Source organism: Pseudomonas sp. s4 (assembly GCF_046764235.1).
In the GTDB taxonomy this organism is placed as follows: Bacteria; Pseudomonadota; Gammaproteobacteria; order Pseudomonadales; family Pseudomonadaceae; genus Aquipseudomonas; species Aquipseudomonas asiatica.
Genome location: NZ_CP177209.1, coordinates 1,598,220 through 1,624,004, shown reverse-complemented (window position 1 = coordinate 1,624,004; position 25,785 = coordinate 1,598,220). Strand labels below are relative to the sequence as shown.

The window sequence follows — 25,785 nt, the reverse complement described above, 5'->3', positions numbered from 1 at the left end:
CAGGGTTTGCCCCGACCAGTGCACATCCGTACACTGCCCGGCGACTGTCTGGTGTGAGTCGTACCATGCTTTATTCATTGCGCATGCTCCTGCTGGCGCTGCATTTCCTTGTGGTTGGGGCCCTGGGCCTGGTCATTGGCCTGTGCCGCCCCTTCAACCCCGACAACAGCCGCGTGTTCGCCCGCCTCTACAGCCTGCCGGCCACCTGGCTGATGCGCATCAGGGTCAAGGCCGAAGTCGGCCCGCTGTGGGACCAGCCGCCAGGCTGCGTGATCGTCGCCAACCACCAGTCCAACTTCGACCTGTTCGTGCTTGGCCAGGTGGTGCCGCAGCGCACCGTCGCCATCGGCAAGAAAAGCCTGGGCTGGATCCCGCTGTTCGGCCAGCTGTTCTGGCTGGGTGGCAACGTGCTGGTCGACCGCAAGAATGCCTACCAGGCACGCAAGGCCATGCAGAAGACCACCCGGGTACTGCAGGACGACACCTCGATCTGGATTTTCCCCGAAGGCACGCGCAATCCCGGCGAGCACCTGCTGGCCTTCAAGAAGGGCGCGTTTCACATGGCCATCGAGGCCGGTGTGCCGATCGTGCCGGTATGCGTCAGCCGCTATGCCGGGCGCCTCAGCCTGAACAGCTGGCGCCAGCGCACGGTGATCGTGCGCTCGCTGCCACCGATCGCCACGGCGGGCATGACCCTGCAGGACCTGCCGGCGCTGATCGAACAGTGCCGCGGGCAGATGCAGCAATGCATCGACCGCATGGAAGGGGAACTGGCCAAGAGCTAGGTTGCTCTTGAGCCCACTACAGCCCAAGCTGTAACCCGTGTCCAACCGGAATAAGCGAACAACCATGGGTCGAGTCGTGGCATCGGCGGTATACAGCGCCGGCAGAAAGGTCACCAACATCAGCATCGACGAAGGCAGCGAATGGGCACGCAAGCCAGGGCATTTTGTGTGGATTGGCCTGGAAGAGCCCAACGCTGAGGAACTGGCCAACCTGCAATGCCAGTTCAATTTGCACGAACTGGCCATCGAAGACGCCCTGGAAAAGCACAGCCGGCCCAAGCTGGAAACTTTCGGCGACGCCCTGTTCATCGTCACCTATTCGCCGGTGCGCCACGAAGGCAAGCTGGAGTTCATCGAAACCCACATCTTCGCCGGCAACGGCTACATCATCACCTGCCGCAACGGCCACTCCAAATCCTATGCCCTGGTGCGCCAACGCTGCGAGGCGCGGCCGTTGCTGCTGGAGCACGGCGAAGACTTCGTGCTGTACGCCCTGCTCGACTTCGTCACCGAGAACTACCAGCCGGTCAGCGAGGCCATTCATGGCGAGATCGAAGAGCTGGAGCAGAGCGTGCTTGGCGGGTCGCTGCAAGAAGACGATATCCGCCGCTTGCACAGCCTGCGCCGCGACATCCTGCGCCTGCGCCGCTACGTGGCACCGATGGTGGAAGTGAGCGAGGAACTGCAGCGCCTGAGCTTCCCGTTCATCGACAAGAACATGCGCCCGTACTTCCGTGACGTGCAGATCCACGTGACGCGGCAGATGGAAGACCTGGCCGGTATCCGTGACATCGCCAGCCAGACCATCGAGATCGGCATGCTGCTGGAGTCGTCACGGCAGAGCATCGTGCAGCGCAAGTTTGCAGCCTGGGCGGCGATCCTGGCGTTCCCCACGGCAATTGCAGGGGTTTACGGGATGAACTTCCAGAACATGCCGGAGTTGGGGTGGCACTATGGGTACTTCGGGGTGCTGGGGGTGATCGGGCTGGGCTGTACCGCGTTGTATGCCAGCTTCAAGAAATCTGGCTGGCTTTGAGATTGTCGGGGCCGCTTTGCGGCCCATCGCGACACAAGGCCGCTCCTACAGGGGGTCGCGCCAGTCAGGTTATTCGCGATCCCTGTAGGAGCGGCCTTGTGTCGCGATGGGCTGCACAGCAGCCCCCAGCCATCACGCTGCGGTATCTTTGCTCACCGGCTGCTGGATAAACCGCAACATCCACTCCCCCACCAGGTCGCCCTGGTGCTCGGTGGCCAGGCTGGCCACGGCCTTGTGGTACACCTCATCACCCAGATACTCCTGGCGCGCATCGAGCAGCGCGCGGGAGTAGTCGTGCACGAACTCGGGGTGCCCCTGGAAGCACAGCACCTGGTCACGAATGTGGTACGCAGCGTTCGGGCAGAAATCGCTGGAGGCGATCACCGTGGCGCCTTCCGGCAGCTCGGTCACCTGGTCCTGGTGGCTGATCAGCAAGGTCAGCTCCGACACCTCCGGGTCCATCCACGGCGCATGGGCCGCCAGCGAATAGCGGTGGATACCCACGCCCCAGCCCTGCTCGGCACGCTCGGCCTTGCCACCCAGGGTCAACGCCAGCAACTGGTGGCCGAAACATACACCCAGCAACTTCTCGCCACGCTCGTACAGCTTCAGCAGGTAGGCCTTGAGGGTCTGGATCCACGGGTCGGTACCAAACGAGTCGGCCTTGCTGCCCGTCACCAGATAGGCATCGAACACTTCGTTGTCGGCGGGGTAATCGCCGTTCATCACGTTGTACACACGAAATTCGGCGGCGATCGGCTGACGCGAGAAGAGCTGCTCGAACATCCTGCCGTAGCCCTGGTACTGCGCGGTCAACTCCGGTCGCAGGACATCGGTTTCAAGGATGCAGATGCGTAACGACATAGGGATAGTCCTGAACGACATGGGTGGGAATCTGCTGTAGAGACTGACGCGAAAGGCACGTACAAGCAAGTAGGCCGCACTGACGAACGGTCACATTTCATCGGTGCCCTGCTGGCACTTGCGCCACCGTCTAGCGAGAGCATGCCAGCCGGCTGGCACTTGGCCTCATAGCCCGAAGAAATTAATGACCGACAACATTAGAACAAAGGGTTCTCAAACATGGATGACGCACACCCTACTGTTGGTTGTATATCCACTTTCAAGAGGCAGGCAGTTCAGGCGTCACGCAACGCCACTGCGATCGACCCGAAGCGCGACAGGGAAGCCAACGGGTATTCAGGAATAACAACAAGAAGGCGGTCCGCCATGTTCAGACAATCGAAAATTCGCCAAGCTGGGCTCATTCTCTTCGCCACGACTTTGCTGCTGATCCTGCCGAACCTTACACGATTGTTCGGCTGACTGCCGCTGTGGCGCCAACAGGCAACGCACAGGTAACCTGCTGGCCTTGATGGTCGGAGATTACCCATGCGCCACTGCCTTGCACTGTTAGTGTTGCTCCTGAGCCTGCCGCTGTCGGCGGCGCAACTGCACCTTGAACTGGGCGCTACGACGCGCCAATGGAGCAGTGAAGAACTGCTCGACCACCCGCAGGCCCGGGACATCAGCATCGACCAGGACGTTTCCTACAAGCAGCCCATGCGTTATCGGGCTGTGCCGCTGGCCGCGCTGCTGGACGGCGTGAGCGCCAGCGACCACCTGCAGGCAGTGGCGCTGGACGGTTTTGCCGCCGAAATGCCCGCGGCGCCACTGTTGCAGCAGGGGCCGGCACAGGCCTGGCTGGCGGTGGAGGAACCTGACCGGCCGTGGCCACCACTGGGCCAAGGCAAGCCGAGTGCAGGACCGTTCTACCTGGTGTGGACTGCACCGCAGGCCAGCGGTATCCGCCCGGAGCAGTGGCCGTTCCAGATTGCCACGATTCGCAAGCAGGCCTCCGTCGAAGCGCGTTTTCCGGTGCTTCTGCCCGACCCGAAGTTGCCGGCCGACAGCCCGGTGCGCCGAGGCTTTGCCTTGTTCCAGCAGAATTGCCTGGCGTGTCATAGGTTGAATGGCGCAGGCGATGCACAGGTGGGGCCGGACCTGAATATGCCGCACAACCCGACCGAGTATTTTCGGCCTGAATATCTGCGCCAGCTGATTCGTGACCCACAAAGCCTGCGGCAGTGGCCGCAGGCGAAGATGCCGGGGTTTGCAGAGAGTGTCTTGAGTGAACCGGAGCTGGATGAATTGCTGGCCTATTTGAGGCATATGGCTGGGCGCAGGCCTTGAGAACCTGGGGGCGCTTTGCGCCCCTTTCGCGACACAAGGCCGCTCCTACAAGGGTACGCGCACGCCTGTAGGAACGGCCTTGTGTCGCGATGGGCCGCAAAGCGGCCCCAAACTCCCGAAATCTCAGGCTATGGGCCGCTCCTGCTTGACCCCCCACCCTTCCACCTCACCGCCATAAGGTGTCACCAGCTGCTCGAAGGCCTCTTCAAAGTCGCCAATTCCGCCATGGGTGGCATACATGACCTTGCTCAGTTCCAGATGCCATGCACCGTCGCCCAGTTCCTTGACCTGGGCATTCAGCGATTCACCGCGAAACTGCCCGGCCGCACGGCGGGCCCCTGCTTCGTCGGGGAATATGGCGTAGAACTCGATGGGATGGATCTGGGTGAAGTCGAAACCGCCTGCCTTCATCTGGCGCAGGACGTTGCTGCTGATATCGTCGTTCTGGCTGCTCATGAAACGTCCTCCTGAATAATGCGATGGATAGACTTTCCGTGCACTACGCACCTGCCGGCAGCGGCCGGGCAGTTCGAGCTGATGCAAGACGCGAAGGGATGCGGTGCCGACCTGCAGAATAGGCCGGCACCTTCATGCAGCGTAGTGCCTGCCAGGGCACCACGCAAACGTGTGGTTCAGGGCGTTTCGTGGATGCTGGTGATGGTCACGCCACTCTGCTCCTTCAGCCAGCGTGCGGTGGGGGAAATGGTGCGGTCCTGGAAGTCGTTGAGGTCCAGCTCGTCCATCACCGGGAACAGGTGCGAACGGATGGCCCGCGCGGCGTCCTCTTCGCTGGGGCACTGGTCGCCGCGCAGCGTCAGGGTGGTGAGCACGCCTTTCTGGTCGGCAAAGATGACTTCCCACTCTTTCATTGAACGAACCCTCTCAGTCAACGAACACCAAGGTGTGTGATGCCTGAAACAAGTGACCTTGAGGTGGGGAGAATGTTCAGTCGGAGGGATTTGTGTTGGGCCCATTCGCGGGCACGCCCGCTCCCACAGGCCAACACAAGGTCCGAAACCTGTGCTGTACCTGTGGGAGCGGGCGTGCCCGCGAATGGGCCGTGAAACGGCCCCGACCTACTTCGGCGTGCCGTGCACTACACCGGCAGTGTTATCCAGCAAGCTCTTGGTCGCAGTCTGGATATACGCTTCCAGCTTCTTCAGCATTTCCGGCTGGTCCGGGCTTTCGATCAGCTCGGCCTTGAACTCGCTGCCCAGCTGGTAGCGGTACATGCGCGGGGTCATGTCCTTGGACTCGATCAGGATACGGTCGCCCTGTACCAGGCCGACGATCTGCTCGCTGCCCGATGGCTTGATCATGCCCATGCCCTGGTCGCCCTCAGGCAGGTTGAGCAGGTCGCGGCCCCAGCACTGGTGACGGGCCTGGCCACCCAGGCGGCCCATGATGGTCGGCACGATGTCGACCTGGGTGCCCACGGTGTGGTTGACCGCACCGAACTTCTCCTGGATGCCTGGGGCAATCAGCAGCAGCGGCACGTTGAAGCGGCCCAGGTCCAGCTCGGTGACCTGCTGGTGGTTGCCAAAGCCATGGTCGCCAACGATGACGAACAGGGTTTCCTTGAAGTACGGCTCCTTGCGCGCCTTCTCGAAGAACTGCCCCAGCGCCCAGTCCGAATAGCGCATGGCAGTGAGGTGCTCGTCCAGGCGGCCCTGGCCGGTTACCGGCTCTACCGGCAGGTCTTTGGGCAGCGCGTACGGGGTGTGGTTGGACAGGGTCTGCAGCAGCGCGTAGATCGGCTTCTTGCCATCGTGCTTGGCCAGCTCTTCGGCGCCGCGGTCGAACATGTCCTGGTCGGACACGCCCCAGGTCGGGTCGGAGAACACCGGGTTGACGAAGTCGTTACGGCCAATGAAGGTGGTCATGCCCTGGTTGCCGAAGAACCCGGACTGGTTGTCCCAGGCAAAGTCGCCGTTGTAGACGTAAACGTCGTCGTAATCGCGGGCGCTGAGCAAGGCTGGCAGGCCAGAGAGCTTGTGGCCGCCTTCCGGGGTCTGCATCAGGTACTCGAAGCCTGGCAGGTTGGGGAAGCAGGCCATGGTGGCGAACATGCCCTGGTGGGTATGGGTGCCGTTGGAGAAGAAGCGGTCGAACAGCAGGCCTTCTTTGGCCAGCTTGTCGAAGTACGGGGTGATGTTGTTGGGGCTGCCCAGCGCGCCCACCGAGTGGCCGGCGAAGCTTTCCATCAGGATCACCACCACGTTCTTGATCGGCAGGGTGCGCTCGGCCGGCGGCACGAAGTCGCGGCGGATTGCAGCCTCGTCGGCATCGACCAGGGTGTCGTGGGCGGTCAGCAGCTGCTCGCGCACGCTCTGCGTGGCCACGTCCTGCTCCAGCACCGGCTTCCAGATGTTGGCGCGGTCTTCGCCGAAGCGGCTCTTGGCAGCATCGATCAGGGTCAGGGTGCCGTTCAGGCCCAGCTGGTTGACGAAGTTGGAATCGGTGGTGAAGGCATCACCCCAGCGCATCGGCGGGCCCTGACGCAGGGTGCCACGGGCGGCGACCACGGCCACCAGCAGGATCACCATGAACACCGCCAGGCGGTTGTACCACGGCGCTGCACGGCGCTGCAGGGTGACCTCGCCGGCACCGTTGCCACGGGTCATGCGGTCGATGCCCTTGAACAGCAGGCTCAGCAGCCAGGTGCCGAACAGCCAGGCCAGCAGGTAGCGCACCACCGGGAAGCCGTACCAGAGCATGCTCAGCACGGTCTTCGGGTCTTCCTTGATGTACTGGAACACCAAACCGTTGAGGCGCTGGTGGAACTCGCGATAGAAGTCCATTTCCATCAGGCCGAGGAACATCACCACGCTCGAGGTGATGGTCAGCCAGAAACGGAACAGGCCACGCCGGGCCATGGCCCAGGGACTGAGGATGGCCAGCAGCAGCGGAATGCTGATGTACACCACTACCCGCAGGTCGAAGCGCAAACCGTTGAGGAAGCCTTCTGCGACGGTCGCGCTGGGGGTATCGCCGATCATGTCGCTGTTGTAGACCAGCAGCGCCAGGCGCACGAGGCTGAGCATCAGCATGATCACCAGGCCACTGAGCAGGGTGTAGGCCAGGTGGGATTTCAGAGTGGGCGAGAACGACGCTCGCGCGCCCCGTTGCTTCAAGGCGTCCAGGTTAGCCATGAATGGGAAGGTCCTAGGATTGCGGGTTTGCGGATATGGCGCAGGTGTATACCAACGCAGCATTGTGCGGGTGCGGATTCTGTTTAAACCAATGTGAAAATTTTGTCACGGGGGTGTTGCGGGTTTTGTCTGTTCCGGCCCTATCGCCGGCAAGCCAGCTCCCACAGGATCACCACAAGCCCTGGCATTGTGGAGTACCTGTGGGAGCTGGCTTGCCGGCGATAGGGCCAGTATAGGCATTCAGATCCGCACATTCCCCCGCGGCCCGGCGATCGCCCAGATCACCAGGCCCACCACCGGCAGCAAGGCGATGAGCAGGATCCACAACACCTTGATGCCCACTTCACTGCCACTTTTGATCACATTCAGGATGGCCCAGATATCCAGCGCCAGGATGATCAGCCCGACCAGGCTGTTGAACGTCGACCCCATGCCAAAACTCCTGTCAAAGGCTTTGCTGCACAGCATAGTCAGCTATCAAGGCGATAGAAGGGAATCCTTGGCGGTTGGCACAGGTCCCTGAGTAGACTGCCGTTATTCACTGATTCGAGGTTCACATGCCCCCCGCCCACACTCAAAGCGCCGCCCCAACCTCGCTGCTGAACGCCTGGCGCCGACAGGCCGTGAACACCCCGTGGCTCAGCGCCGGCCTCGGGTTGAGCCTGCTGGCGGTGTTGCTACTGCTGGCCGCCAGCCTGTGGAACGCAGTGAACGGCGACCATGCCGACAACCTGCACCTGGCCATGCTGGGCGGGTTGTCCGGCTTTGGCGCCACGGCGCTGGGCGCAGTGCTGGCAGTGGTGCTGCGCGATGTCAGGGCCCGCACCCAGGATGTGATGCTGGGTTTTGCCGCCGGCATGATGCTGGCGGCCAGTTCGTTTTCGCTGATTCTGCCGGGCCTGGATGCCGCCCGCGAAATTACCGGCAACGGCCCGGCCGCGGCCTTTACCGTGGTGCTGGGCATGGGCCTGGGCGTGCTGCTGATGCTGGGCCTGGACCGCTTCACCCCGCATGAACACGAAAGCACCGGCCCTTGCGGCCCGGAGGCCGAGCGCATCAGCCGGGTGTGGTTGTTCGTGCTGGCGATTACCCTGCACAACCTGCCTGAAGGCATGGCCATTGGCGTGAGCTTTGCCAATGGCGACATGAACATCGGCCTGCCGCTGACCAGCGCCATCGCCATTCAGGACATCCCCGAGGGGTTGGCCGTGGCGCTGGCCTTGCGCGCTACCGGGTTGTCGAACCTGAAAGCCGCGCTGGTGGCGATCGGGTCGGGGCTGATGGAGCCGCTGGGTGCGGTGATCGGCCTGGGGATTTCGACCGGCTTTGCCTTGGCCTACCCGGTCAGCATGGGGCTGGCGGCGGGGGCGATGATTTTTGTGGTGAGCCACGAGGTGATTCCCGAAACCCACCGCAATGGGCACCAGACGGCGGCGACCCTGGGGTTGATGGGTGGGTTTGCGGTGATGATGTTCCTGGATACCGCACTGGGCTGAAGTTCTGGGCTGACTGTACCGGCCCTATCGCCGGCAAGCCAGCTCCCACAGGTACAGCACAGGTTTCGAACTCTGTGGTGATCCTGTGAGAGCTGGCTTGCCGGCGATAGGGCCATCAGCCTTTAGATGTGTACAGCCACTTTCAATGCCTCCAGGGCCGGCTCGACCTTGATCCCCACCTCAGCCCCCAGCTCCAGCACCCGCGCCAGGTCGTTCTGCCCTACCATCACCATCTGCAGCTCGTCATCCAGCAACTGGCTGAAGTTGAGCAGCACATACCCGCCCGCCTCCTTGTTCAGCGCCCCCATCTGCACCTGAATGCGATTGAGCGCGGTCAGCGGCTCGGTGCGGGCCAGTTGTTTGGGCTTGAGGGTGAACGGCACGCTCTGGTCGAACGAATCGCTGATCTGCTGGAACAGGTCCTGGTAGCTGTCGGCCTGGAACACCACGGTGTCCGGCAGGCTGCCCAGCACCACCCATTCGCCCAGCGGAATGGGGAAGCTGTCGTCGTAGTTGATGTCGGGGTTGGCGGCCAGGAAGGCGGCGGGGTCGGCGTAGGCCTGGGCGGCCTCGTCGGCGATGCGCTCGATGTCTTCCTCGCGCATGCAGCCAGCGCCAATGAGGCTGATGAATTCGAGCAACTGAGTTTTCATGAAAGGGGGCCTGCGACGGGTGAAAAGTCGCCAAGGATAGCCGCAAATGCCCCCTTGCGGTTAGCCGGCCAGCACTTGCAGGCGCGCTGCGGCGTCCACGGCCCCCATGGTTTGCGCCGCCATCAGCGCGGTGGCACCGCGGGCATCCTGGCGCGCCGGGTCGGCGCCCTGGGCCAGCAGGTAGTCGAGGATTTCGCTACGGTTGAACATGGCCGCCAACATCAGTGCGGTGCGGCCATCCTGCGCGGCGGCGTCCACCGGTACTCCGTGCTCCAGCAACAGGCGAATCATGGCCAGGTCCCCCTTGAACGCAGCGCCGGCGATGGGCAGTTGGCCGTTATCGTTGGCAATCAGCGGGTCGGCGCCATGCGCCAGCAGCACACGCACTGCGTCGTGGTGGCCGTGGTAGCTGGCCAGCATCAGCAGGGTGTCGCCCTTGTGGTTGCGCAGGTTGGCCGGCAGGCCGCTGGCCAGCAGGCGCCCGAGCATCTCGGCATCGCCCTGGCGGGCACGTTCGAACACCTGCTCGGCAAAGGCGGCGGTCTCGTCGTCGGTCATGGTGGTGGGCGTGGGTTGGCTGGACATTTGGAACCTCCTGGCAGAAATCGTTGCCCAAGTCTTTGTCAGGCAAGGCTGCCGGGTCAAAGGTTCAGATTCTATCGGGGCGATAGCTGGCCATGGGTCGTGCAATATGCACTGTGCAAAATGCACGACCATGCAGGCTGCACGATAGCGCTTCGGCAAAAAACACATAACTAACTGAATTTTAAGGATTTTTTCAGAAAAAGCTTCCTGGCACGGTCACTGCAACCATCAACTCACGTCTGCCACGCAACAGCCAGGAGTTGATATGGACCTCATCCAGGAAAAGTTCGTTTCGGTATTTTCTGCCTACCAGGTGAATACCCAGGCCCGCCCAGACGGCGGTGTGCTGCTGACCCTTCGCGCAGCTGATGGCAAGGTCACCCGCCGCGTGCTGACCTACGCGCAATTGCACAGTGCCGAGCAGCTGTCCTGGGCAATCAGTGCGATTCGCCGCGATTTGGCCGAGCAGGCCAGTGAATTGCCGGTGATTTCGATGCTGCAGAGCCAGCAGCGGTTTGCCCTGCCGACTTATCGCTGAGTTTTTTGTTGGTTGATCTGGCCTCTTCGCAGCACGAGGCTGCTCCTACAGGGCCCGCGCTGGCCTCAAGCGTCGCGTTTTACTTGTAGGAGCAGCCTTGTGCTGCGAAGAGGCCGGCAAAGCCATCACAACTCATCAATGCCCAGAAACGCCCGCGCAGTCACATCCCCGGTAAACCTCGGCTGCATCCCTTCCTCGCTGCCGTACAACCGCAACGCCAGGCAAAACGGCGCATCGCCCAGCTCGACCCAGCGCCGAGTCCCCGCCGGCACCACCAGCTGGTCACCCTTCTCGCACAGCACCGAATACACCCAATCCCCCAAACGCAGGCCAACCTGAGCCCGCCCGCTGACCACGGCGAACACCTCGTCGGCGTCATGCACATGCTCATCGCGAACGTCCACCTGCGCAGGGGCCTCACCCTCACGGTTGAGTACCACGAAAGCCTTGCTGCCATGCGCCGTCATCAACTGGTCAAGGTGCTCGCGACAGGCCTCCAGTACCTCCTCCTGGGCAGTGCCAGGGCGCACACGCAGGCCATGCTCGGCATGGGCAAAGCGCACGTCCTGCTCGGCCAGGGTGGCAACGATATCGTCGTGGTGGGTCAACACCTTGTTCGGCAGTTCCGGGCTGGAGGGGTGGAAAACGCTGAGAATGCTCATCAGGGGCGGGTCCTGGTCGGTTGCGAACAAAGGGCAATGATAACGGCTGCAGCCAAGGCTGCGGCACTGGCCATACCAAAGGTGAAGGTGGGCCCCAGCAGTTTCCAGCTGTAACCCGAATACAACGCCCCCAGCGCACCGCCAGTGCCCGACAGCGCCGCATACAGCGCCTGGCCCTGGCCCTGCTGGCGGGCGCCGAAACTCGCCTGGACGAAAGCGATGCTGGCGGCATGGAAGCAGCCGAAGGTGGCCGCGTGCAACACCTGGGCAAACACCAGCACCGCCGGCTCGCCGGCCAGGTTGCCCAGCAACAGCCAGCGCAGCGCCGCCAGCACGAAGCTGGCCAGCAGCACCCGCTGCACCGAAAACCGCGCGAAGATACGGCTCATGGCCATGAACACCAGTACTTCAGCCACAACCCCCAGTGCCCACAGCAAACCGATGGCCCCCCTGGCATAACCCAGATGCTCCAGGTGCAGGGTGAGGAAGGTGTAGTACGGCCCGTGGCTGAGTTGCATCAGTGCCACGCAGGCGTAGAACGCGACCACCCCGGGCGCCCGCAGCTGCTGCAGGAAACCGCCCGCGCCGCTGCGCTCGCCCTGCTCCACCGGCTGGGCATTGGGCACCCACAGGCTGGCGGCGACGATGCCGGCCATGATCGTGACCAGCGCCACCGGATAGATGTCCAGGCTCAGCCACTCGAACAGCCGGCCCAGGCCGACCACGGTGAGTATGAAGCCGATCGAGCCCCACAGGCGCACCTGGCTGTAGCGCGCGGTTTGCCCGTGCAGGTGGGCCAGGGTGATGACCTCGAACTGCGGCAGCACCGCATGCCAGAAGAATGCGTGCAGGGCCATGACCAGCGCCAGCCAGGCGTAGCTTTTGCCAAGGAAGATCAGGGCGAAGGTGGCCAGGGTAGATAGCGCGCCCAGGCGCACGATCAGCAAGCGCTGGCCAGTGCGGTCACCCAGCCAGCCCCACAGGTTGGGGGCGATGCAGCGCATGAGCATGGGGATGGCCACCAGCTCGCCGATGCGTGCCGGAGAGAAGCCCAGGTGGTCGAAGTACAGCGCCAGGAACGGGGCGGTGGAACCGAGCAGGGCGAAGTAGAACAGGTAGAAGCTGGACAGGCGCCAGTAGGGGATCGGTTGCATGGGGTGGCCTATGGGGTTGCCGGTACTGGCCCTATCGCCGGCAAGCCAGCTCCCACAGGTACCCCACAATGTTCAGGCTTGTGGTAATCCTGTGGGAGCTGGCTTGCCGGCGATAGGGCCAGTGCAAGCGAATCAGAGCTGGCCCAGCACCGGGGTATTCACCTTCACATCGGCATTCTGCGCGCGGTGGCGCAGCAGGTGGTCCATCAGCACGATGGCCATCATCGCCTCGGCGATCGGCGTGGCGCGGATGCCCACGCACGGGTCGTGGCGGCCTTTGGTGATGACGTCCACCGGGTTGCCGTCGATGTCGATGGAGCGGCCCGGGGTGGTGATGCTGGAGGTCGGCTTCAGCGCCAGGTGGGCAACGATCGGCTGGCCCGAGGAAATACCGCCGAGGATGCCGCCAGCGTTGTTGCTGAGGAAGCCTTGCGGGGTCAGTTCGTCACGGTGCTCGGTGCCGCGCTGGGCCACGCTGGCGAAGCCGGCGCCGATTTCCACGCCCTTGACCGCGTTGATGCTCATCAGCGCGTGGGCCAGTTCGGCATCGAGGCGGTCGAAGATAGGCTCGCCCAGGCCCGGCATGACGCCTTCGGCGACCACGGTGATCTTGGCACCCACCGAGTCCTGGTCACGGCGCAGCTGGTCCATGTAGGCCTCCAGCTCCGGCACTTTGCTCGGGTCAGGGCTGAAGAAGGCGTTCTGCTCCACCGACTCCCAGGTCTTGAACGGGATTTCGATCGGGCCCAGCTGGCTCATGTAGCCGCGCACGGTGATTCCCTGGGTGGCCAGGTATTTCTTGGCGATGGCACCGGCGGCCACACGCATGGCGGTTTCGCGCGCCGAGCTGCGGCCACCGCCGCGGTAGTCGCGAACGCCGTACTTGTGGTGGTAGGTGTAGTCGGCGTGGGCCGGGCGGAACAGGTCCTTGATCGCCGAGTAGTCCTTGGACTTCTGGTCGGTGTTGCGGATCAGCAGGCCGATCGAGCAACCGGTGGTGCGGCCTTCGAATACGCCGGAGAGGATTTCCACCTCGTCGGCCTCCTGGCGCTGGGTGGTGTGCCGGCTGGTGCCGGGCTTGCGCCGGTCAAGGTCGTGCTGCAGGTCGTCGAGAGAAATCTCCAGGCCCGGTGGGCATCCATCGACAATGGCGACCAACGCCGGGCCATGGCTCTCGCCAGCGGTGGTGACAGTGAACAGCTTGCCGTAGGTATTGCCGGACATGGACGCTCCGCGAGATCTGCCTGAAGTGAACGAAAGCGGCAGTATACAGATGGATTGATCGCCTGTGCTGGCCTCTTCGCGGGCTCGCCCGCTCCCACAGGTACCCCACACGACTCAGGCCTGTGGTAAACCTGTGGGAGCGGGCGAGCCCGCGAAGAGGCCGAACCTGCCAGGCAAGGCCCAAGAACCTTCCCGCAAACACTGGGTCAAACCCTCATCTCCCCATGTAGTACCGAATGATGTCGCGCCTCGTCGCCCTCTTCTTCCTGCTGTGCACCGGCCTGGCCCAGGCCGCCGCCCCCACCGTGCTGCAACGCCCGATCGACCTCGACACCGGCCAGGGCGTGCTGCACGGCAGCCTGCTGCTGCCGCAACAGCCAACCCCGCCACCGGTGGTGCTGATCATCGCCGGCTCCGGCCCCACCGACCGTGACGGCAACAACCCGGCGTCAGGCCGGGTCGACAACCTCAAACGCCTGGCCCTGCTGCTGGCCAACGAACACATCGCCAGCGTGCGCTACGACAAGCGCGGGGTAGCCGCCAGCCAGCCGGCCACGCCCGACGAGCGTGACCTGAGCGTGGAGCGCTATGTAGCAGACGTGGTCGCCTGGAGCCGCAAGCTCAAGGCCGACCCGCGCTTCGGCCCGTTGATCCTGATCGGCCACAGCGAAGGCGCGCTGATCGCCAGCCTGGCCGCCGAGCAGGCCGGCGCCAGCGCGGTGATTACACTGGCTGGCAGCGGCCGACCGCTGGCCGACGTGCTGCGCGAACAGCTGGCACAGCGCCTGCCGCCGGCACAACTGGCCGGCGGCAGCGCCCTGCTCGACCGCCTGCAGGCCGGGCAGACCAGCCTGGAGGTACCAGCGCCGCTGCGTCAGGTGTTCCGCCCTAGCGTGCAGCCCTACCTGATTTCGCTGTTCCAGCAAAACCCGGCGGCGGCCTTCGCCCGCCTGCCCATGCCCGCGCTGATCGTGCAGGGGCGCAACGACGTGCAGGTGGGCGTGATCGACGCCGAACGACTGAAGGCGGCTAAGCCGGATGCCCAACTGGTGCTGATCGATGGCATGAACCACATGCTGCGCATCAGCCCCAAGGCAATGAGCCAACAGCGCGACAGCTACCTCAACCCTGAACTGCCGCTGGCAAGGGAGCTTGGCGAGCAGATTGTGACGTTTATCCAGCATTTGCCTTCTGCCTGACCCTCAGGTCTTGGCCGGTACGGCCGATATTTCAGTATTAGCGGAACTTTGGGGCCGCTGGCGCGCCCCATCGCCGGCAAGCCAGCTCCCACAGGAACACGATAGGCCTGAATGCCCTGCGGTCCCTGTGGGAGCTGGCTTGCCGGCGATGGGCTGCGCAGCAGCCCCTGCCGCATGCCCGTACCCAAGGACAAGCCCTGATGACAACCGCCCCCGCCGCCGTAGAGCCAGCCGAAGAGCCCGAGGAAAGCCCTGCCCTGCCCTGGGCCGATCTGGCCGCCGAACATTTCCAGCTGTTGCGCCTGGCCGCCCTGCCCACCGACCGCAACACCGGCGCGCGGCCCCTGCGCTTCGTGCAGTTCGGCTATGCCGAGCGCCACGACAAGGCCCACAGCCTGCTGCGCATGGAAATCCAGCTGCCCGGGCAGAAGGTGCACAAGGAACAGAACCGCCTGGACATTCGCGTCGACCACTCCGCGCGCCTGGTGCGCATTGGCAATGAACACGGCCTGCAACTGGAGCCGCTGAACCGTGGCATCGGCCGCTTCCTGCTGGCCCAGGCCGCGCAGTGGCTGCAGCGCAAGTGGTCGCACTACCGGATCGAGGGCATGGCGCTGCCGAGCAAGGATGCGCTGAACGAAGACTCACGCCTGCGTCGTGACCACTGCCTGCGCGGGATGGGTATCGGGGTGGAGTACGAGGACAGCCAGCATCTGAAGGGCCGTACCGTGGAAATGACGGTGGGCGAGCTCAAGGGGGCGTGGAACAGCGAGCGCTTGCAGCGAGTGGGGATACTGGATGCTGCCGGCCTGCTGCAGCAGGCTGACCAGCAGTTGCAGGAGAAGGAAGGGCAACTGCGTGAGCGGGATGAACGGGTTGCCAAGTACCAGCGTGAAGACAGCGGGTTGCGCTTTACCATTACCTGCCTGGTGGCGTTTGCGGTGTTCCAGGCGGGGTTGCTGATCTGGATTGCCACGCGCTGACACCGCGTCGCCTGCTTCGCGGGCTTGCCCGCTCCCACAGGAATTGCGCAAAGCCTGAGGACAGCGCTGTACCTGTGGGAGCGGGCAAGCCCGCGAATGGGCCCTGAAGTCAGACCCGGGCCTTGAACAGTTCCTGATGCTGGCGGCACTGCTCGGCAGTCAGCATGAACACCCCGTGCCCACCGCGCTCGAACTCCAGCCAGGCAAAGTCCACCTCGGGGTACAGCGCCTCGACATGCACCTGGCTGTTGCCCACCTCGACAATCAGCAAGCCCTTGTCGGTCAGGTGGTCCGCCGCCTCGGCCAGCATGCGCCGCACCAGGTCCAGGCCATCGTTGCCGCAGGCCAGGCCCAACTCGGGCTCGTGGTGGTACTCGGCCGGCATGTCGTCGAAGTCTTCGGCATCGACATACGGCGGGTTGGACAGGATCAGGTCGAAACGCTGCCCCGGCAAACCGCCAAAACCGTCGCCCTGCACGGTGTACACGCGCCCGTCCAGGCCGTGGCGTTCGATGTTCTGGTTGGCCACTTCGAGCGCTTCGAACGACAGGTCGGCCAGCACTACCTCGGCCTCGGGGAACACGTCGGCGGCAACGATGCCGATGCAGCCAGAACCGGTGCACAGGTCAAGAATGCGCGCCGGCTCGCTCGCCAGCCACGGCTCGAAGCGTTTCTCGATCAGCTCGCCAATCGGCGAACGCGGCACCAGCACGCGCTCGTCGACGATGAACGACATGCCGCAGAACCAGGCTTCGCCCAACAGGTAGGCGGCCGGCACGCGTTCTTCGATACGGCGCTTGAGCAGGTGCTGCAGGCGTACCCGCTCGTCGTCCTCGAGCATGCAGTCCAGATAGCTGTCGGCCACCTCCCACGGCAGGTGCACCGCCCCCAGTACCAGCAGGCGGGCCTCGTCCCAGGCGTTGTCGGCACCGTGGCCGAAGAACAGGTCGTGCTCGTGGAAGCGGCTGACCGCCCAGCGGATGTAGTCGCGCAGCGTGCGCAGGCGGGATGTGATCACGGGGTACTCCTAATTCAGACCGGACAAAAGTCTAACAGCCCCACCCGCACATTTGTTCCTTTGCCTTACCCAATGGCTAGCCACAAGCCAGTAACCATGCCGCTTGCGTTGTCAACCATTCCCATTGGCGCCAAGGCAGGGGAGAATAGGTATACAAAAGCCCTATCCAAGGAGCCCTTGATGTCCGTTCCAACCACGATGTTTCGCCTCACTGGCCGCGACTACCCGCCGGCCAAGCTGAGCCACGCCAGCCTGATCATCATCGATGCGCAAAAGGAGTACCTCAGCGGGCCCCTGGCGCTGTCGGGCATGGACGAGGCCGTGGCCAACATCGCCAGGTTGCTCGACGCCGCGCGCAAGAGCGGCCGTCCGATCATCCACGTTCGCCACCTGGGCACTGTCGGTGGCCGCTTCGACCCACAAGGGCCGGCCGGCCAGTTCATTCCGGGGCTGGAGCCGCTGGAAGGCGAAATCGTCATCGAAAAACGCATGCCCAATGCATTCAAGAACACCCAGCTGCATGAGACCCTGCAGGCGCTGGGCCACCTGGACCTGATCGTCTGCGGTTTCATGAGCCATTCCAGCGTCAGCACCACGGTACGCCGCGCCAAGGACTATGGTTACCGCTGCACCCTGGTGGAAGACGCTTCGGCGACCCGCGACCTGGCATTCAAGGATAGGGTGATCCCGGCCGCGCAGATCCACCAGTGCGAAATGGCCGTGATGGCCGACAACTTCGCTTGCGTGGCCCCCACCGCCAGCCTGATCTGAGCGGCTGAGCACAACCGCCCGGCAGCCGAGCGGAACCCGATGGGCGGCCCCAGGTCGAATTCCGGATATCCACAGAGGAGAGCGGAATGAAGCTCAAAGGCAGTTTCGACGCCAAGCGCCTGCGCCCGCGCGAACCGCGTAACTGGGGTGCACGCCTGGCGGCAGGCCTTTCGGCCATGCTGGCGACCCTTGGCGTGCTGCTGGCGATGGCCGGCGTTGCCGGCCTGCTGGGCAACTACCCTGCCCTGGCGGAGCTCAACGCCAACAAACCACTGGCCGGCATCCTCACCGTTGCCGGTTTGCTGCTGCTGTGGCTGGGCGTGCGCTTCTGGCGGCGCAGCCGCATTCGCCTGCGCCGCGGGCGGGAACTGAACCTGTCGCCGCACCTGATGAAGAAGCATGACTGAAACCTGTACCGGCCCTATCGCCGGCAAGCCAGCTCCCACAGGTACCCCACAAGTCCTCAGGCCCTTGGTAATCCTGTGGGAGCCGGCTTGCCGGCGATAGGGCCCACACAGGCTGCACAAGGCCCCACAGTCGCGTAAACTACGCCGCCCACGTGGAGGCATCATGCAAGACGACGATTTTTCCCTGTTCAAGGCCGAAGTGCGCGGTGTCAAACCGATCAGGCACGACCGCGCCGAAGTCGGCAAGCCCAAGGCCGACCGCCAGAAGCTGGCCGGCCTGCGTCAGGCGGCGACCGTGCGCAGTGACAAGGCGCTGGTGATCGACGGCATGTCCGACCAGTTCGTCATCGACGTTGGCGCCGAAGACGAGTTGCTGTGGCGCCGCGATGGCGTGCAGGAAGGCCAGCTGCGCAAGCTGAAGCTGGGGCAGATCCCGTTCGAGGGCAGCCTCGACTTGCATGGCATGACCGTGGAAAAGGCCCGCGAAACCCTGTGGGATTTCATCGCCGAGGCCACCAGACTGGAAGTGCGCTGCGTGCGAGTTACCCACGGCAAGGCCGCGCGCCTGGACGGCAAGCGCCCGATGATCAAGAGCCACGTCAACACCTGGCTGCGCCAGCACCCGCAGGTGCTCGGTTTTGCCTCGTGCAGCGCCCGCCACGGCGGCACCGGCGCGGTGTATGTGATGCTTAAGCGAACCATGCTCGAAGGCCGCGACGAGTAACGCCGCGCTTGCAGCGCCGCCCTCACCGCCGTACCCTTCGTTTTTGCGATTTTTTCCCACAGGTAGATCCATGTCCCTGGAACAGAACTACACCGAGATCCTCAGCCAGATTGGCGAGGACGTCTCCCGTGAGGGCCTGCTCGACACGCCCAAGCGGGCTGCAAAGGCGATGAAGTACCTTTGCCGCGGTTATGAGCAAACACTGGAAGAAGTCACCAACAACGCGCTGTTCAGCTCTGACAACAGCGAAATGGTGCTGGTCCGGGACATCGAGCTGTATTCGATGTGCGAACACCACATGCTGCCGTTCATCGGCAAGGCGCACGTGGCCTACCTGCCCAAGGGCAAGGTACTGGGCCTGTCGAAGGTGGCGCGCATCGTCGACATGTACGCTCGCCGCCTGCAGATCCAGGAAAACCTCAGCCGCCAGGTTGCCGAGGCCGTGCAGCAGGTAACCGGTGCCGCCGGCGTTGCCGTGGTCATCGAAGCCAAGCACATGTGCATGATGATGCGCGGTGTCGAGAAGCAGAACTCGACCATGATCACCTCGGTGATGCTGGGTGAGTTCCGCGAAAACGCCGCCACCCGCAGCGAGTTCCTCAGCCTGATCAAGTGATTGGCTGCTGACCCCGAGCCGACCCTGCCGGGTCGGCTTTTTCATTTCAGGAGTTGCCCATGATCGTCAAAGCCCTGCGGGTTGGCCTCGGCCAGCTCATCGTGTTCGGCGACTGGATCAGCCGCCCGGCCAAGCGCAAGCGCGACGCCGCCGCCCAGGCCCGCGTCGAGCAAGCGGCCCAGGGCCTGGCGCTGTACCAGTTCCACGCCTGCCCGTTCTGCGTCAAGACCCGCCGCACCCTGCACCGTTTGAACGTGCCGGTGGCGCTGCGCGATGCCAAGAACGACCCAGTGCACCGCCAGGCCCTGCAGGAAGGTGGCGGCCGGGTGAAAGTACCGTGCCTGCGTATTGAAGAAGCGGGCAAGGTGACCTGGATGTATGAGTCCAAGGCGATCATTGCCTACCTGGATGAGCGGTTCGCTTCGGCCTGACCGTTTGCCGGCGGCCTGTGCCCGCCTCTTCGCGGGCACGCCCGCTCCCACAGGTTCACCACAGGGCTGAATATTGTGGAATACCTGTGGGAGCGGGCATGCCCGCGAAGAGGCCGGCACAGGCTATAAACTAGCCCACCATCGGCACATGCCGCGGGTGGCTGCTGACCCGCTCCAGCCAGGCCCTCACTGCCGGGTAGTCGGCCAGGTCGAACCCGCCCTGCTGCGCCACGTGGGTGTAGGCATACAACGCCACATCGGCAATCGAATACTGCTCGCCGACCAGGAACGGCGTCATCTGCAGCTGCCGCTCCATCACCTTCAGTGCCTTGTAACCGCCCTTGTGCAGCTTGCGGTACTCCTCCAGTCGCTCGTCCGGCAACCCCAGGTAGAACTGGATGAAACGCGCCACTGCAATGTACGGCTCATGGCTGTACTGCTCGAAGAACTGCCACTGCAACACCTGGGTGCGCAGGCGTGGCTCGGTGGGCAGGAACTCGCTGCCATCGGCCAGGTAGTTGAGAATGGCATTGGACTCCCACAGGTAGCTGCCGTCTTCCAGCTCCAGCACCGGTACCTTGCCGTTGGGGTTCATCGCCAGGAACTCGGGCGTTTCGGTCTCGCCCTTGAGGATGTCCACCGGGTGCCATTCATATGGCCGGCCCAGCAGGCTCAACATCAGCTTGACCTTGTAACAGTTGCCCGACTGGTAGTCGCCGTAGACCTTGTACATCGCCCCTCTCCCCCTCTATGCCAAAGATCTCGCCTGGCCCTGTAGGAGCAGCCTTGTGCTGCGAAGAGGCCGTTACAGGCGCAGCACCTGCATGGGCTGAAACGGCCTCTTCGCAGCACAAGGCTGCTCCTACAAAAGCGGGCGCCATTCTTGTGGCTGCCTGTGCAGTTCTGCATTTGCGCCCAATAGTTGGCGACTGTACGGCTAAAAGCAATGGCCGCTGTATGGCAAGGATCAACCTTGCTCGCTGTAGTCTGAAAAAACTGCTTACACCTTTACAAGGATTTTGTTCATGACCGACGCCACTTCCATACGCCTGCGGCCCCTGGCAGACAGCTCCCCGTCGGCGGTGGTCGCCGGCTTCATCGCCATGCTCACCGGCTATACCAGCTCGCTGGTGCTGATGTTCCAGGCCGGCCAGGCAGCCGGGCTGACCACCGCGCAGATTTCCTCATGGATCTGGGCGTTGTCGATCGGCATGGCGGTGTGCAGCATCGGCCTGTCGCTGCGTTACCGCACACCGATCACCGTGGCCTGGTCCACCCCCGGCGCCGCCCTGCTGATCACCAGCCTGGGCGGGGTCAGCTATGGCGAAGCGATCGGCGCCTACATCACCTGTGCCGTGCTGGTGCTGATCTGTGGCCTGACCGGCAGCTTCGAGCGCCTGGTCAAGCGCATCCCGGCCTCGCTGGCCTCGGCGCTGCTGGCGGGTATCCTGTTCAAGATCGGCAGCGAAATCTTCGTTGCCGCCCAGCATCGCACCCTGCTGGTACTGGGCATGTTCTTCAGCTACCTGCTGGTCAAACGCCTGTCGCCGCGTTACTGCTTGCTGGCCGCGCTATTGGTGGGTACGGCGCTGTCCGGCGCCCTGGGCCTGCTGGACTTCAGCGGCTTCCGGCTGGAGATGGCCACGCCGGTGTGGACCACGCCAAGCTTCTCGCTGGCGGCGACCATCAGCATTGGCATTCCGCTGTTCGTGGTGGCGATGACCTCGCAGAACATGCCGGGTGTGGCCGTGCTGCGCGCCGACGGCTACCAGGTGCCGGCCTCGCCGCTGATCTCGGCCACCGGCTTTGCCTCGCTGCTGCTGGCGCCGTTTGGTTCGCATGGGGTCAACCTGGCGGCGATCAGCGCGGCAATCTGCACCGGGCCGCATGCCCATGAAGACCCGGCCAAACGTTATACCGCGGCGGTGTGGTGCGGGATTTTCTATGGCATTGCCGGGGTGTTCGGCGCGACCTTGGCGGCGCTGTTTGCGGCGCTGCCGAAAGAGCTGGTGCTATCGATTGCGGCGCTGGCGCTGTTCGGCTCGATCATGAACGGGCTGACCGTGGCAATGAGCGAAGCGCGCGAACGGGAGGCGGCGGTGATTACCTTCATGGTGACCGCTTCGGGGCTGACCTTGTTCTCGATCGGCTCGGCGTTCTGGGGGATTGTGGCGGGGGTACTGGCCTTGATGATCCTCAACCCGCGCAGGGCCTGAAGGTATTTGTTGCCTGTACTGGCCTCTTCGCGGGTAAACCCGCTCCCACAGGGATCACACAATATTCAGCATTGTGGTATTCCTGTGGGAGCGGGTTTACCCGCGAAGGGGCCGGTACAGGCAACACAAGCCCCAGGTCCAGATCACAACCTGAAATGCCCCACCATCCCCTTCAGGTCGGTACCCAGCTGCGCCAGCTCGATACTCGACCGGGCATTATCCTGCATCGCCAACGCCGCCTGATCGGCACTACCACGGATCTGCGTGACGCTGCGGCTGATCTCTTCTGCCACCGAGCTCTGCTGCTCGGCCGCCGCGGCAATCTGCTGGTTCATCTGCTGAATCAATGACACCGCCGCCGCAATGCTGCCCAGCGCGCTTTCGGTCTGCAGTGCATCAGCCACCGCCAAACGCACCAGCTCGGTACTGCCGCGAATCTGCGCCACCGACTGCTGGGCATTGCCGCGCAGGCTGGCGACCAAGGTCTCGATCTGCTCGGTAGACTGCCGGGTACGCCGCGCCAGCGCACGCACCTCGTCAGCGACCACGGCAAAGCCACGCCCCTGCTCACCCGCGCGGGCGGCTTCGATAGCAGCATTCAGCGCCAGCAGGTTGGTCTGCTCGGCCACGCTCTTGATCACTTCCAGCACGTCGCCAATGGTGTGGATCTCGGCACTGAGGCTGTCGATACCGGCGCTGGCCGTCTCCGCCGCCGCCGCCAGTTGCTCGATGCGCTGCATGCTCTGGCGCACCACCTGCTGCCCGGAATCAACCTTCTCATCCGCTGCCTGGGCCGCCTGCGCCGCCTCTTCGGCATTACGCGCCACATCGTGCACGGTGGCGGTCATCTGCTGCATGGCGGTAGCCACCTGCTCGGTCTCTTCCTTCTGGCTGCCCACCTCGCGGTTGGTCTGTTCGGTCACCGCCGACAGCGCCTGCGCATTGCCGGCCAGTTGCTCGATGCCCTGCTGCAAACCGCTGACAATGCCCGACAGGCCAGCCGCCATCTGCTGCATGGCCTGCATCAACTGCCCTACTTCGTCACGACGTGGTGCCTGGGCGTCGAAGCTCAGCTCGCCGGCAGCGATGCGCTGGGCGCGGGCAATCACATGCTTGAGCGGGCCGACCACGGCGCGGGTGATCAGCCAGGCTGCCAGCACACCTACCAGCAGCGCCAATGCGGTAGCCAGGCCGATGGCCACGGCATTGCGTTGCAGTTCGCCCTGCAGGGCCTGCTCCTGCCCCAGGTAAGCCTGGTCGACCCGGTTGGTGACTTGCTCGGCACTGGCCTGCAACTGCGCCTTCAAGCCCTGCTCGCGGGCCAGTTGGTCCGTGTATTCGTTAAGCTTTTCCGAGAAGCTGCCAATGTGCCCCGCCACTTCGCCCAGCACACTCTGGTAGCCGGCATCGCTGACAGCGCCCTGCAACTGGCTGACCAGGCTGGCGGCTTCGACGGTCTGGGCAATGCGCTCCTGGCTGACGCTCTCTTCGCCCTTGCGGCTTTTTTCCAGGCGTACCCGCGCTTCGTCCATGGCCTGCAGCATCAGCCGCGACACCTGCGCCACCTGCGTGGCCTGCTCGAGGAACGCGCCGCCCTGCTGGCCCTGGGACTGCTTGAGGGTATACACGCCGTCATCGGCCAGGCCGGCCTGCAGTACGTCGAGGTTGTTGGCCACGCTGGACACCGACCAACTGGCCATGTCCAGCGCCAGCTCCTTGGCCTGCACCGCCTCGACAAAGGCCTCGAACGCCTGGCCATAGGCTGCCAGGTCGTTTTCCGCCGCCGCCAGCGCCGGCAGGCCACGGGCGCGTTCGACCAGGCCCTGCAAGCCGCTGCGCAAGGCCTCGGCCTGCTGCAGGTCGGAGCGCAGGGCAAATGCCTGCTCGTGCTGGCGCAAGCGCAGCAGGTCAGTATTGAACTGGGCCAGCTGGCGCAAGCTGTCGAAGCGCTGGCCAACGCTGTGCAGCGCGGCAATGCCAATGCCGGCCACCGCCAGGGTCAGCACCAGCACCAGGGCAAAGCCCAGGCCGAGTTTGCGTGCCATGCCCAGGTTCGCCAGCACACCGTGCTTGCTCGTGCCCATGCCGATTCCCCTTCTGCGTGCGAGGTTATCCCGAAGGCCAAGGGTGGCAACGTTGCCAGCCGATGAACAAGGGCCTGACGTCAGAATAGTGTCAAATAGCTATGAGCGTGTCGCTATCAGCTTGGCAGAGGTCGCCCTGCGTGCTGAAGGAAGGCCTGGGCGCGGGAGTCCTGCCCGTAAGCGACATTGATGCGCAGCCAGGCGCTGGCCGCGCCCTGGTAATCGAAGGCGCTGCCGGGGGTGAGCAGCACGTCGTGTTCCAGTGCAAGGCGCTCCAGGCTGGCAAAATCGCGGCCTGGCACCCGGGCCCAGACGGTTGTAGTAGCCGGGGTTTTCCACAAGGACCGTGTCGCCCGGACGCAGCAGGGTGCGCACCAGCAGGTCCAGGCCGTGGCTGGCGCCGTGGGTGGTGAGGATACGTTCGAGGCCGGCGGCGATGCCCAGCTGCGCCAGGCGCTTGTGCAGCTGTTGGCGCAGGCTGGCCAGGCCCAGGGGTGGGCAATAGTCGAACAGGTCCTGCGGGTTGCCACGGCTTACCTGGCGCACTGCCTGGGCCAGCTCGGTGGCCGTGCGCCAACTACGACGCACTGACCGCCTGGCTGCGGGCCAAGGCCCGAATCGACGGCAGGCGCGCGCCGGGCGCAGGCGTTGCTGGTCGATCCAGGTTTGCAGGTGGTCGGTGAGTTGCTGCACCAGCGGGGTGGGGCTGGTGCGGTCGAGGGGCAAGTGTTCGCTGGTTTTGAGCGAACAGTTAAGCATAAAGGGTTGGCGGTGTTTCTGGTGATGGGGGTGGGCTGGCATCAGAGTGGGCAGGCCCGACCCTTTCGCGGGTGAACCCGCTCCCACAGATCGCACCCAACCCGAGAGCGGTGCAGTACCTGTGGGAGCGGGTTTACCCGCGAAGAAGGCCACATCGATATCGGCTCAGATCGCCGTAGCCCCACCATCCACTGCCAGGCAATGCCCTGTGGTAAACGCCGCGCCATCACTGCACAGGTACAGCACGGCGCTGGCAATTTCCTCGACCTTGCCAATGCGCCCCACCGGATGCATGGCAGCGGCAAACTCGGCCTTGCGTGGGTCGGCCTCATAGGCGCGGCGGAACATGTCGGTGTCGATCACCGCCGGGCACACCGCATTCACCCGGATGCCCTTCTTGGCGTATTCGATGGCCGCCGACTTGGTCAGGCCGATCACCGCGTGCTTGGAGGCGCTGTAGATGCTCATCTTCGGCGCCGCGCCCAAGCCCGCCACCGAAGCGGTATTGACGATGGCCCCACCGCCCTGGGCCAACAGCAACGGCAGCTGGTACTTCATGCACAGCCACACACCCTTCACGTTGACGCCCATGATGGCATCGAACTCCGCCTCGCTGCCCTCGGCCAGGCGGCCCTGCTCTATCTCGATACCTGCGTTGTTGTAGGCATAGTCCAGCCGGCCATAGGCGGCGATCAGGCGCTCGTGCAGTTGGCGCACCTCGGCGTCACGAGTAACGTCGCAGGCAATGAACAGCGCCTCCCCGCCCGCAGCGTGGATCAGGGCCACAGTGGCCTCGCCACCGGCCGGGTCGAGGTCGGCCACCACCACCTTCAGGCCCTCCTGGGCGAAAGCCAGGGCGGTTGCCCGGCCGATGCCGGCGGCGCCGCCGGTGACCAGGGCTACCTGGCCGGAAAAGGTCATGCTCATCGCGTGCTCCAAAGCGTGCTTGGTGGGGTTCAGAGCATAGTCAGCCACCACCCGCCCGGGCAGCATCATCACCCCACCGGTTGGGCTACCATGCTTGTCAGTGATGTTACGGACCTGCCTACATCAACAGGGTAGATTTGACGCCTCCCCCTTCCATTGCCCACAAGGACCC

General features: G+C 64.1%; 27 protein-coding genes and 2 pseudogenes. 13 read left to right on the top strand and 16 right to left on the bottom strand.

What is annotated here, in order from left to right:
- The first annotated feature begins 65 nt into the window (after nucleotides 1–65).
- Complete coding sequence (locus ACK56M_RS07595; RefSeq protein WP_061552386.1) at nucleotides 66–785, top strand: lysophospholipid acyltransferase family protein; 720 nt, start codon at nucleotides 66–68, stop codon at nucleotides 783–785.
- 64 nt (nucleotides 786–849) lie between these two features.
- Nucleotides 850–1,821, top strand: coding sequence for a magnesium and cobalt transport protein CorA (locus ACK56M_RS07590; RefSeq protein ID WP_015269363.1), 972 nt, complete (start codon nucleotides 850–852; stop codon nucleotides 1,819–1,821).
- 132 nt (nucleotides 1,822–1,953) lie between these two features.
- On the opposite strand, the gene ACK56M_RS07585 is transcribed toward ACK56M_RS07590, so the two are convergent.
- Nucleotides 1,954–2,685 carry an amidotransferase gene (locus ACK56M_RS07585; protein WP_015269362.1) on the bottom strand — a complete coding sequence of 244 codons (732 nt, stop codon included), beginning with the start codon at nucleotides 2,683–2,685 and terminating at the stop codon, nucleotides 1,954–1,956.
- 528 nt (nucleotides 2,686–3,213) lie between these two features.
- Between ACK56M_RS07585 and ACK56M_RS07580 the strand changes: the two genes are divergently transcribed.
- Nucleotides 3,214–4,014, top strand: coding sequence for a c-type cytochrome (locus ACK56M_RS07580; RefSeq protein WP_100413241.1), 801 nt, complete (start codon nucleotides 3,214–3,216; stop codon nucleotides 4,012–4,014).
- A gap of 123 nt (nucleotides 4,015–4,137) precedes the next feature.
- Here ACK56M_RS07580 and ACK56M_RS07575 read toward each other — a convergent pair whose 3' ends face one another.
- From ACK56M_RS07575 to ACK56M_RS07560, 4 genes are all read right to left on the bottom strand, one after another.
- Complete coding sequence (locus ACK56M_RS07575) at nucleotides 4,138–4,470, bottom strand: ribonuclease E inhibitor RraB (RefSeq protein WP_003260395.1); 333 nt, start codon at nucleotides 4,468–4,470, stop codon at nucleotides 4,138–4,140.
- Between the two features lie 176 nt (nucleotides 4,471–4,646).
- Nucleotides 4,647–4,883 carry a hypothetical protein gene (locus ACK56M_RS07570; RefSeq protein WP_015269359.1) on the bottom strand — a complete coding sequence of 79 codons (237 nt, stop codon included), beginning with the start codon at nucleotides 4,881–4,883 and terminating at the stop codon, nucleotides 4,647–4,649.
- Between the two features lie 207 nt (nucleotides 4,884–5,090).
- Nucleotides 5,091–7,166: an LTA synthase family protein gene (locus ACK56M_RS07565; protein ID WP_015269358.1), complete on the bottom strand. Its 2,076-nt coding sequence runs from the start codon at nucleotides 7,164–7,166 to the stop codon at nucleotides 5,091–5,093.
- 240 nt (nucleotides 7,167–7,406) lie between these two features.
- Nucleotides 7,407–7,598, bottom strand: coding sequence for a PLDc N-terminal domain-containing protein (locus ACK56M_RS07560; RefSeq protein WP_012271091.1), 192 nt, complete (start codon nucleotides 7,596–7,598; stop codon nucleotides 7,407–7,409).
- A gap of 125 nt (nucleotides 7,599–7,723) precedes the next feature.
- On the opposite strand from ACK56M_RS07560, the gene ACK56M_RS07555 reads away from it, so the two are divergent.
- Complete coding sequence (locus tag ACK56M_RS07555; RefSeq protein ID WP_015269357.1) at nucleotides 7,724–8,662, top strand: ZIP family metal transporter; 939 nt, start codon at nucleotides 7,724–7,726, stop codon at nucleotides 8,660–8,662.
- 122 nt (nucleotides 8,663–8,784) lie between these two features.
- Here the strand turns inward: ACK56M_RS07555 and ACK56M_RS07550 are convergent, their stop codons facing one another.
- Together ACK56M_RS07550 and ACK56M_RS07545 are read right to left on the bottom strand one after the other, a co-directional pair.
- Nucleotides 8,785–9,315, bottom strand: coding sequence for a hypothetical protein (locus tag ACK56M_RS07550; RefSeq protein WP_015269356.1), 531 nt, complete (start codon nucleotides 9,313–9,315; stop codon nucleotides 8,785–8,787).
- A 60-nt stretch (nucleotides 9,316–9,375) separates the two neighbouring features.
- Complete coding sequence (locus tag ACK56M_RS07545; protein WP_015269355.1) at nucleotides 9,376–9,900, bottom strand: ankyrin repeat domain-containing protein; 525 nt, start codon at nucleotides 9,898–9,900, stop codon at nucleotides 9,376–9,378.
- A gap of 265 nt (nucleotides 9,901–10,165) precedes the next feature.
- Here ACK56M_RS07545 and ACK56M_RS07540 point away from each other — a divergent pair, with 265 nt between their 5' ends.
- Nucleotides 10,166–10,438 carry a DUF3509 domain-containing protein gene (locus tag ACK56M_RS07540; RefSeq protein WP_013971511.1) on the top strand — a complete coding sequence of 91 codons (273 nt, stop codon included), beginning with the start codon at nucleotides 10,166–10,168 and terminating at the stop codon, nucleotides 10,436–10,438.
- Between the two features lie 125 nt (nucleotides 10,439–10,563).
- Here ACK56M_RS07540 and ACK56M_RS07535 read toward each other — a convergent pair whose 3' ends face one another.
- From ACK56M_RS07535 to aroC, 3 genes are all read right to left on the bottom strand, one after another.
- Nucleotides 10,564–11,100 carry an oxidase gene (locus ACK56M_RS07535; RefSeq protein WP_015269354.1) on the bottom strand — a complete coding sequence of 179 codons (537 nt, stop codon included), beginning with the start codon at nucleotides 11,098–11,100 and terminating at the stop codon, nucleotides 10,564–10,566.
- Nucleotides 11,100–12,254, bottom strand: coding sequence for an MFS transporter (locus ACK56M_RS07530; protein WP_015269353.1), 1,155 nt, complete (start codon nucleotides 12,252–12,254; stop codon nucleotides 11,100–11,102). Before ACK56M_RS07530 ends, ACK56M_RS07535 begins: the two co-directional genes overlap by 1 nt.
- A 132-nt stretch (nucleotides 12,255–12,386) precedes the next feature.
- Complete coding sequence (gene aroC, locus ACK56M_RS07525; RefSeq protein ID WP_054572725.1) at nucleotides 12,387–13,478, bottom strand: chorismate synthase; 1,092 nt, start codon at nucleotides 13,476–13,478, stop codon at nucleotides 12,387–12,389.
- Between the two features lie 236 nt (nucleotides 13,479–13,714).
- Between aroC and ACK56M_RS07520 the strand changes: the two genes are divergently transcribed.
- On the top strand, nucleotides 13,715–14,677 hold the full coding sequence (locus tag ACK56M_RS07520; protein ID WP_038409098.1) for an alpha/beta hydrolase: 963 nt from the start codon (nucleotides 13,715–13,717) through the stop codon (nucleotides 14,675–14,677).
- 200 nt (nucleotides 14,678–14,877) lie between these two features.
- Complete coding sequence (locus tag ACK56M_RS07515; RefSeq protein WP_411959344.1) at nucleotides 14,878–15,660, top strand: hypothetical protein; 783 nt, start codon at nucleotides 14,878–14,880, stop codon at nucleotides 15,658–15,660.
- A 109-nt stretch (nucleotides 15,661–15,769) separates the two neighbouring features.
- Here the strand turns inward: ACK56M_RS07515 and prmB are convergent, their stop codons facing one another.
- Nucleotides 15,770–16,678, bottom strand: coding sequence for a 50S ribosomal protein L3 N(5)-glutamine methyltransferase (prmB, locus tag ACK56M_RS07510; protein WP_015269350.1), 909 nt, complete (start codon nucleotides 16,676–16,678; stop codon nucleotides 15,770–15,772).
- 180 nt (nucleotides 16,679–16,858) lie between these two features.
- On the opposite strand from prmB, the gene ACK56M_RS07505 reads away from it, so the two are divergent.
- From ACK56M_RS07505 to ACK56M_RS07485, 5 genes are all read left to right on the top strand, one after another.
- Nucleotides 16,859–17,449 (top strand): cysteine hydrolase family protein, encoded by a 591-nt coding sequence (locus ACK56M_RS07505; protein ID WP_015269349.1) that lies wholly within the window; start codon nucleotides 16,859–16,861, stop codon nucleotides 17,447–17,449.
- Nucleotides 17,450–17,535: 86 nt separating this feature from the next.
- Nucleotides 17,536–17,856 (top strand): hypothetical protein, encoded by a 321-nt coding sequence (locus tag ACK56M_RS07500; RefSeq protein ID WP_024086500.1) that lies wholly within the window; start codon nucleotides 17,536–17,538, stop codon nucleotides 17,854–17,856.
- A gap of 163 nt (nucleotides 17,857–18,019) precedes the next feature.
- Nucleotides 18,020–18,580, top strand: a complete 561-nt coding sequence (locus tag ACK56M_RS07495; protein ID WP_013971503.1) for a Smr/MutS family protein — start codon at nucleotides 18,020–18,022, stop codon at nucleotides 18,578–18,580.
- Nucleotides 18,581–18,650: 70 nt separating this feature from the next.
- On the top strand, nucleotides 18,651–19,196 hold the full coding sequence (folE, locus tag ACK56M_RS07490; RefSeq protein ID WP_013971502.1) for a GTP cyclohydrolase I FolE: 546 nt from the start codon (nucleotides 18,651–18,653) through the stop codon (nucleotides 19,194–19,196).
- Nucleotides 19,197–19,255: 59 nt separating this feature from the next.
- Complete coding sequence (locus ACK56M_RS07485) at nucleotides 19,256–19,627, top strand: glutaredoxin family protein (RefSeq protein ID WP_003260822.1); 372 nt, start codon at nucleotides 19,256–19,258, stop codon at nucleotides 19,625–19,627.
- A 130-nt stretch (nucleotides 19,628–19,757) separates the two neighbouring features.
- On the opposite strand, the gene ACK56M_RS07480 is transcribed toward ACK56M_RS07485, so the two are convergent.
- Nucleotides 19,758–20,360, bottom strand: coding sequence for a glutathione S-transferase family protein (locus ACK56M_RS07480; RefSeq protein ID WP_015269346.1), 603 nt, complete (start codon nucleotides 20,358–20,360; stop codon nucleotides 19,758–19,760).
- Between the two features lie 292 nt (nucleotides 20,361–20,652).
- On the opposite strand from ACK56M_RS07480, the gene ACK56M_RS07475 reads away from it, so the two are divergent.
- On the top strand, nucleotides 20,653–21,843 hold the full coding sequence (locus ACK56M_RS07475; protein WP_411959343.1) for a benzoate/H(+) symporter BenE family transporter: 1,191 nt from the start codon (nucleotides 20,653–20,655) through the stop codon (nucleotides 21,841–21,843).
- Between the two features lie 143 nt (nucleotides 21,844–21,986).
- Here ACK56M_RS07475 and ACK56M_RS07470 read toward each other — a convergent pair whose 3' ends face one another.
- The 4 genes and pseudogenes from ACK56M_RS07470 to ACK56M_RS07455 all read right to left on the bottom strand — a co-directional run bounded on the left by ACK56M_RS07470 (nucleotide 21,987) and on the right by ACK56M_RS07455 (nucleotide 25,613).
- Entirely contained in the window at nucleotides 21,987–22,691 is a 705-nt protein-coding gene (locus tag ACK56M_RS07470) for a methyl-accepting chemotaxis protein (RefSeq protein ID WP_411959613.1), read from the bottom strand.
- Nucleotides 22,692–22,895: 204 nt separating this feature from the next.
- Nucleotides 22,896–23,375: pseudogene (locus ACK56M_RS07465) on the bottom strand (methyl-accepting chemotaxis protein); the annotation flags it as partial.
- A gap of 867 nt (nucleotides 23,376–24,242) precedes the next feature.
- Nucleotides 24,243–24,686, bottom strand: a pseudogene (locus tag ACK56M_RS07460) (aminotransferase class I/II-fold pyridoxal phosphate-dependent enzyme); the annotation flags it as partial.
- 165 nt (nucleotides 24,687–24,851) lie between these two features.
- A complete protein-coding gene (locus ACK56M_RS07455) occupies nucleotides 24,852–25,613 on the bottom strand; it encodes an SDR family oxidoreductase (protein ID WP_039614939.1) in 762 nt (253 codons plus the stop codon).
- Nucleotides 25,614–25,785: the final 172 nt, after the last annotated feature.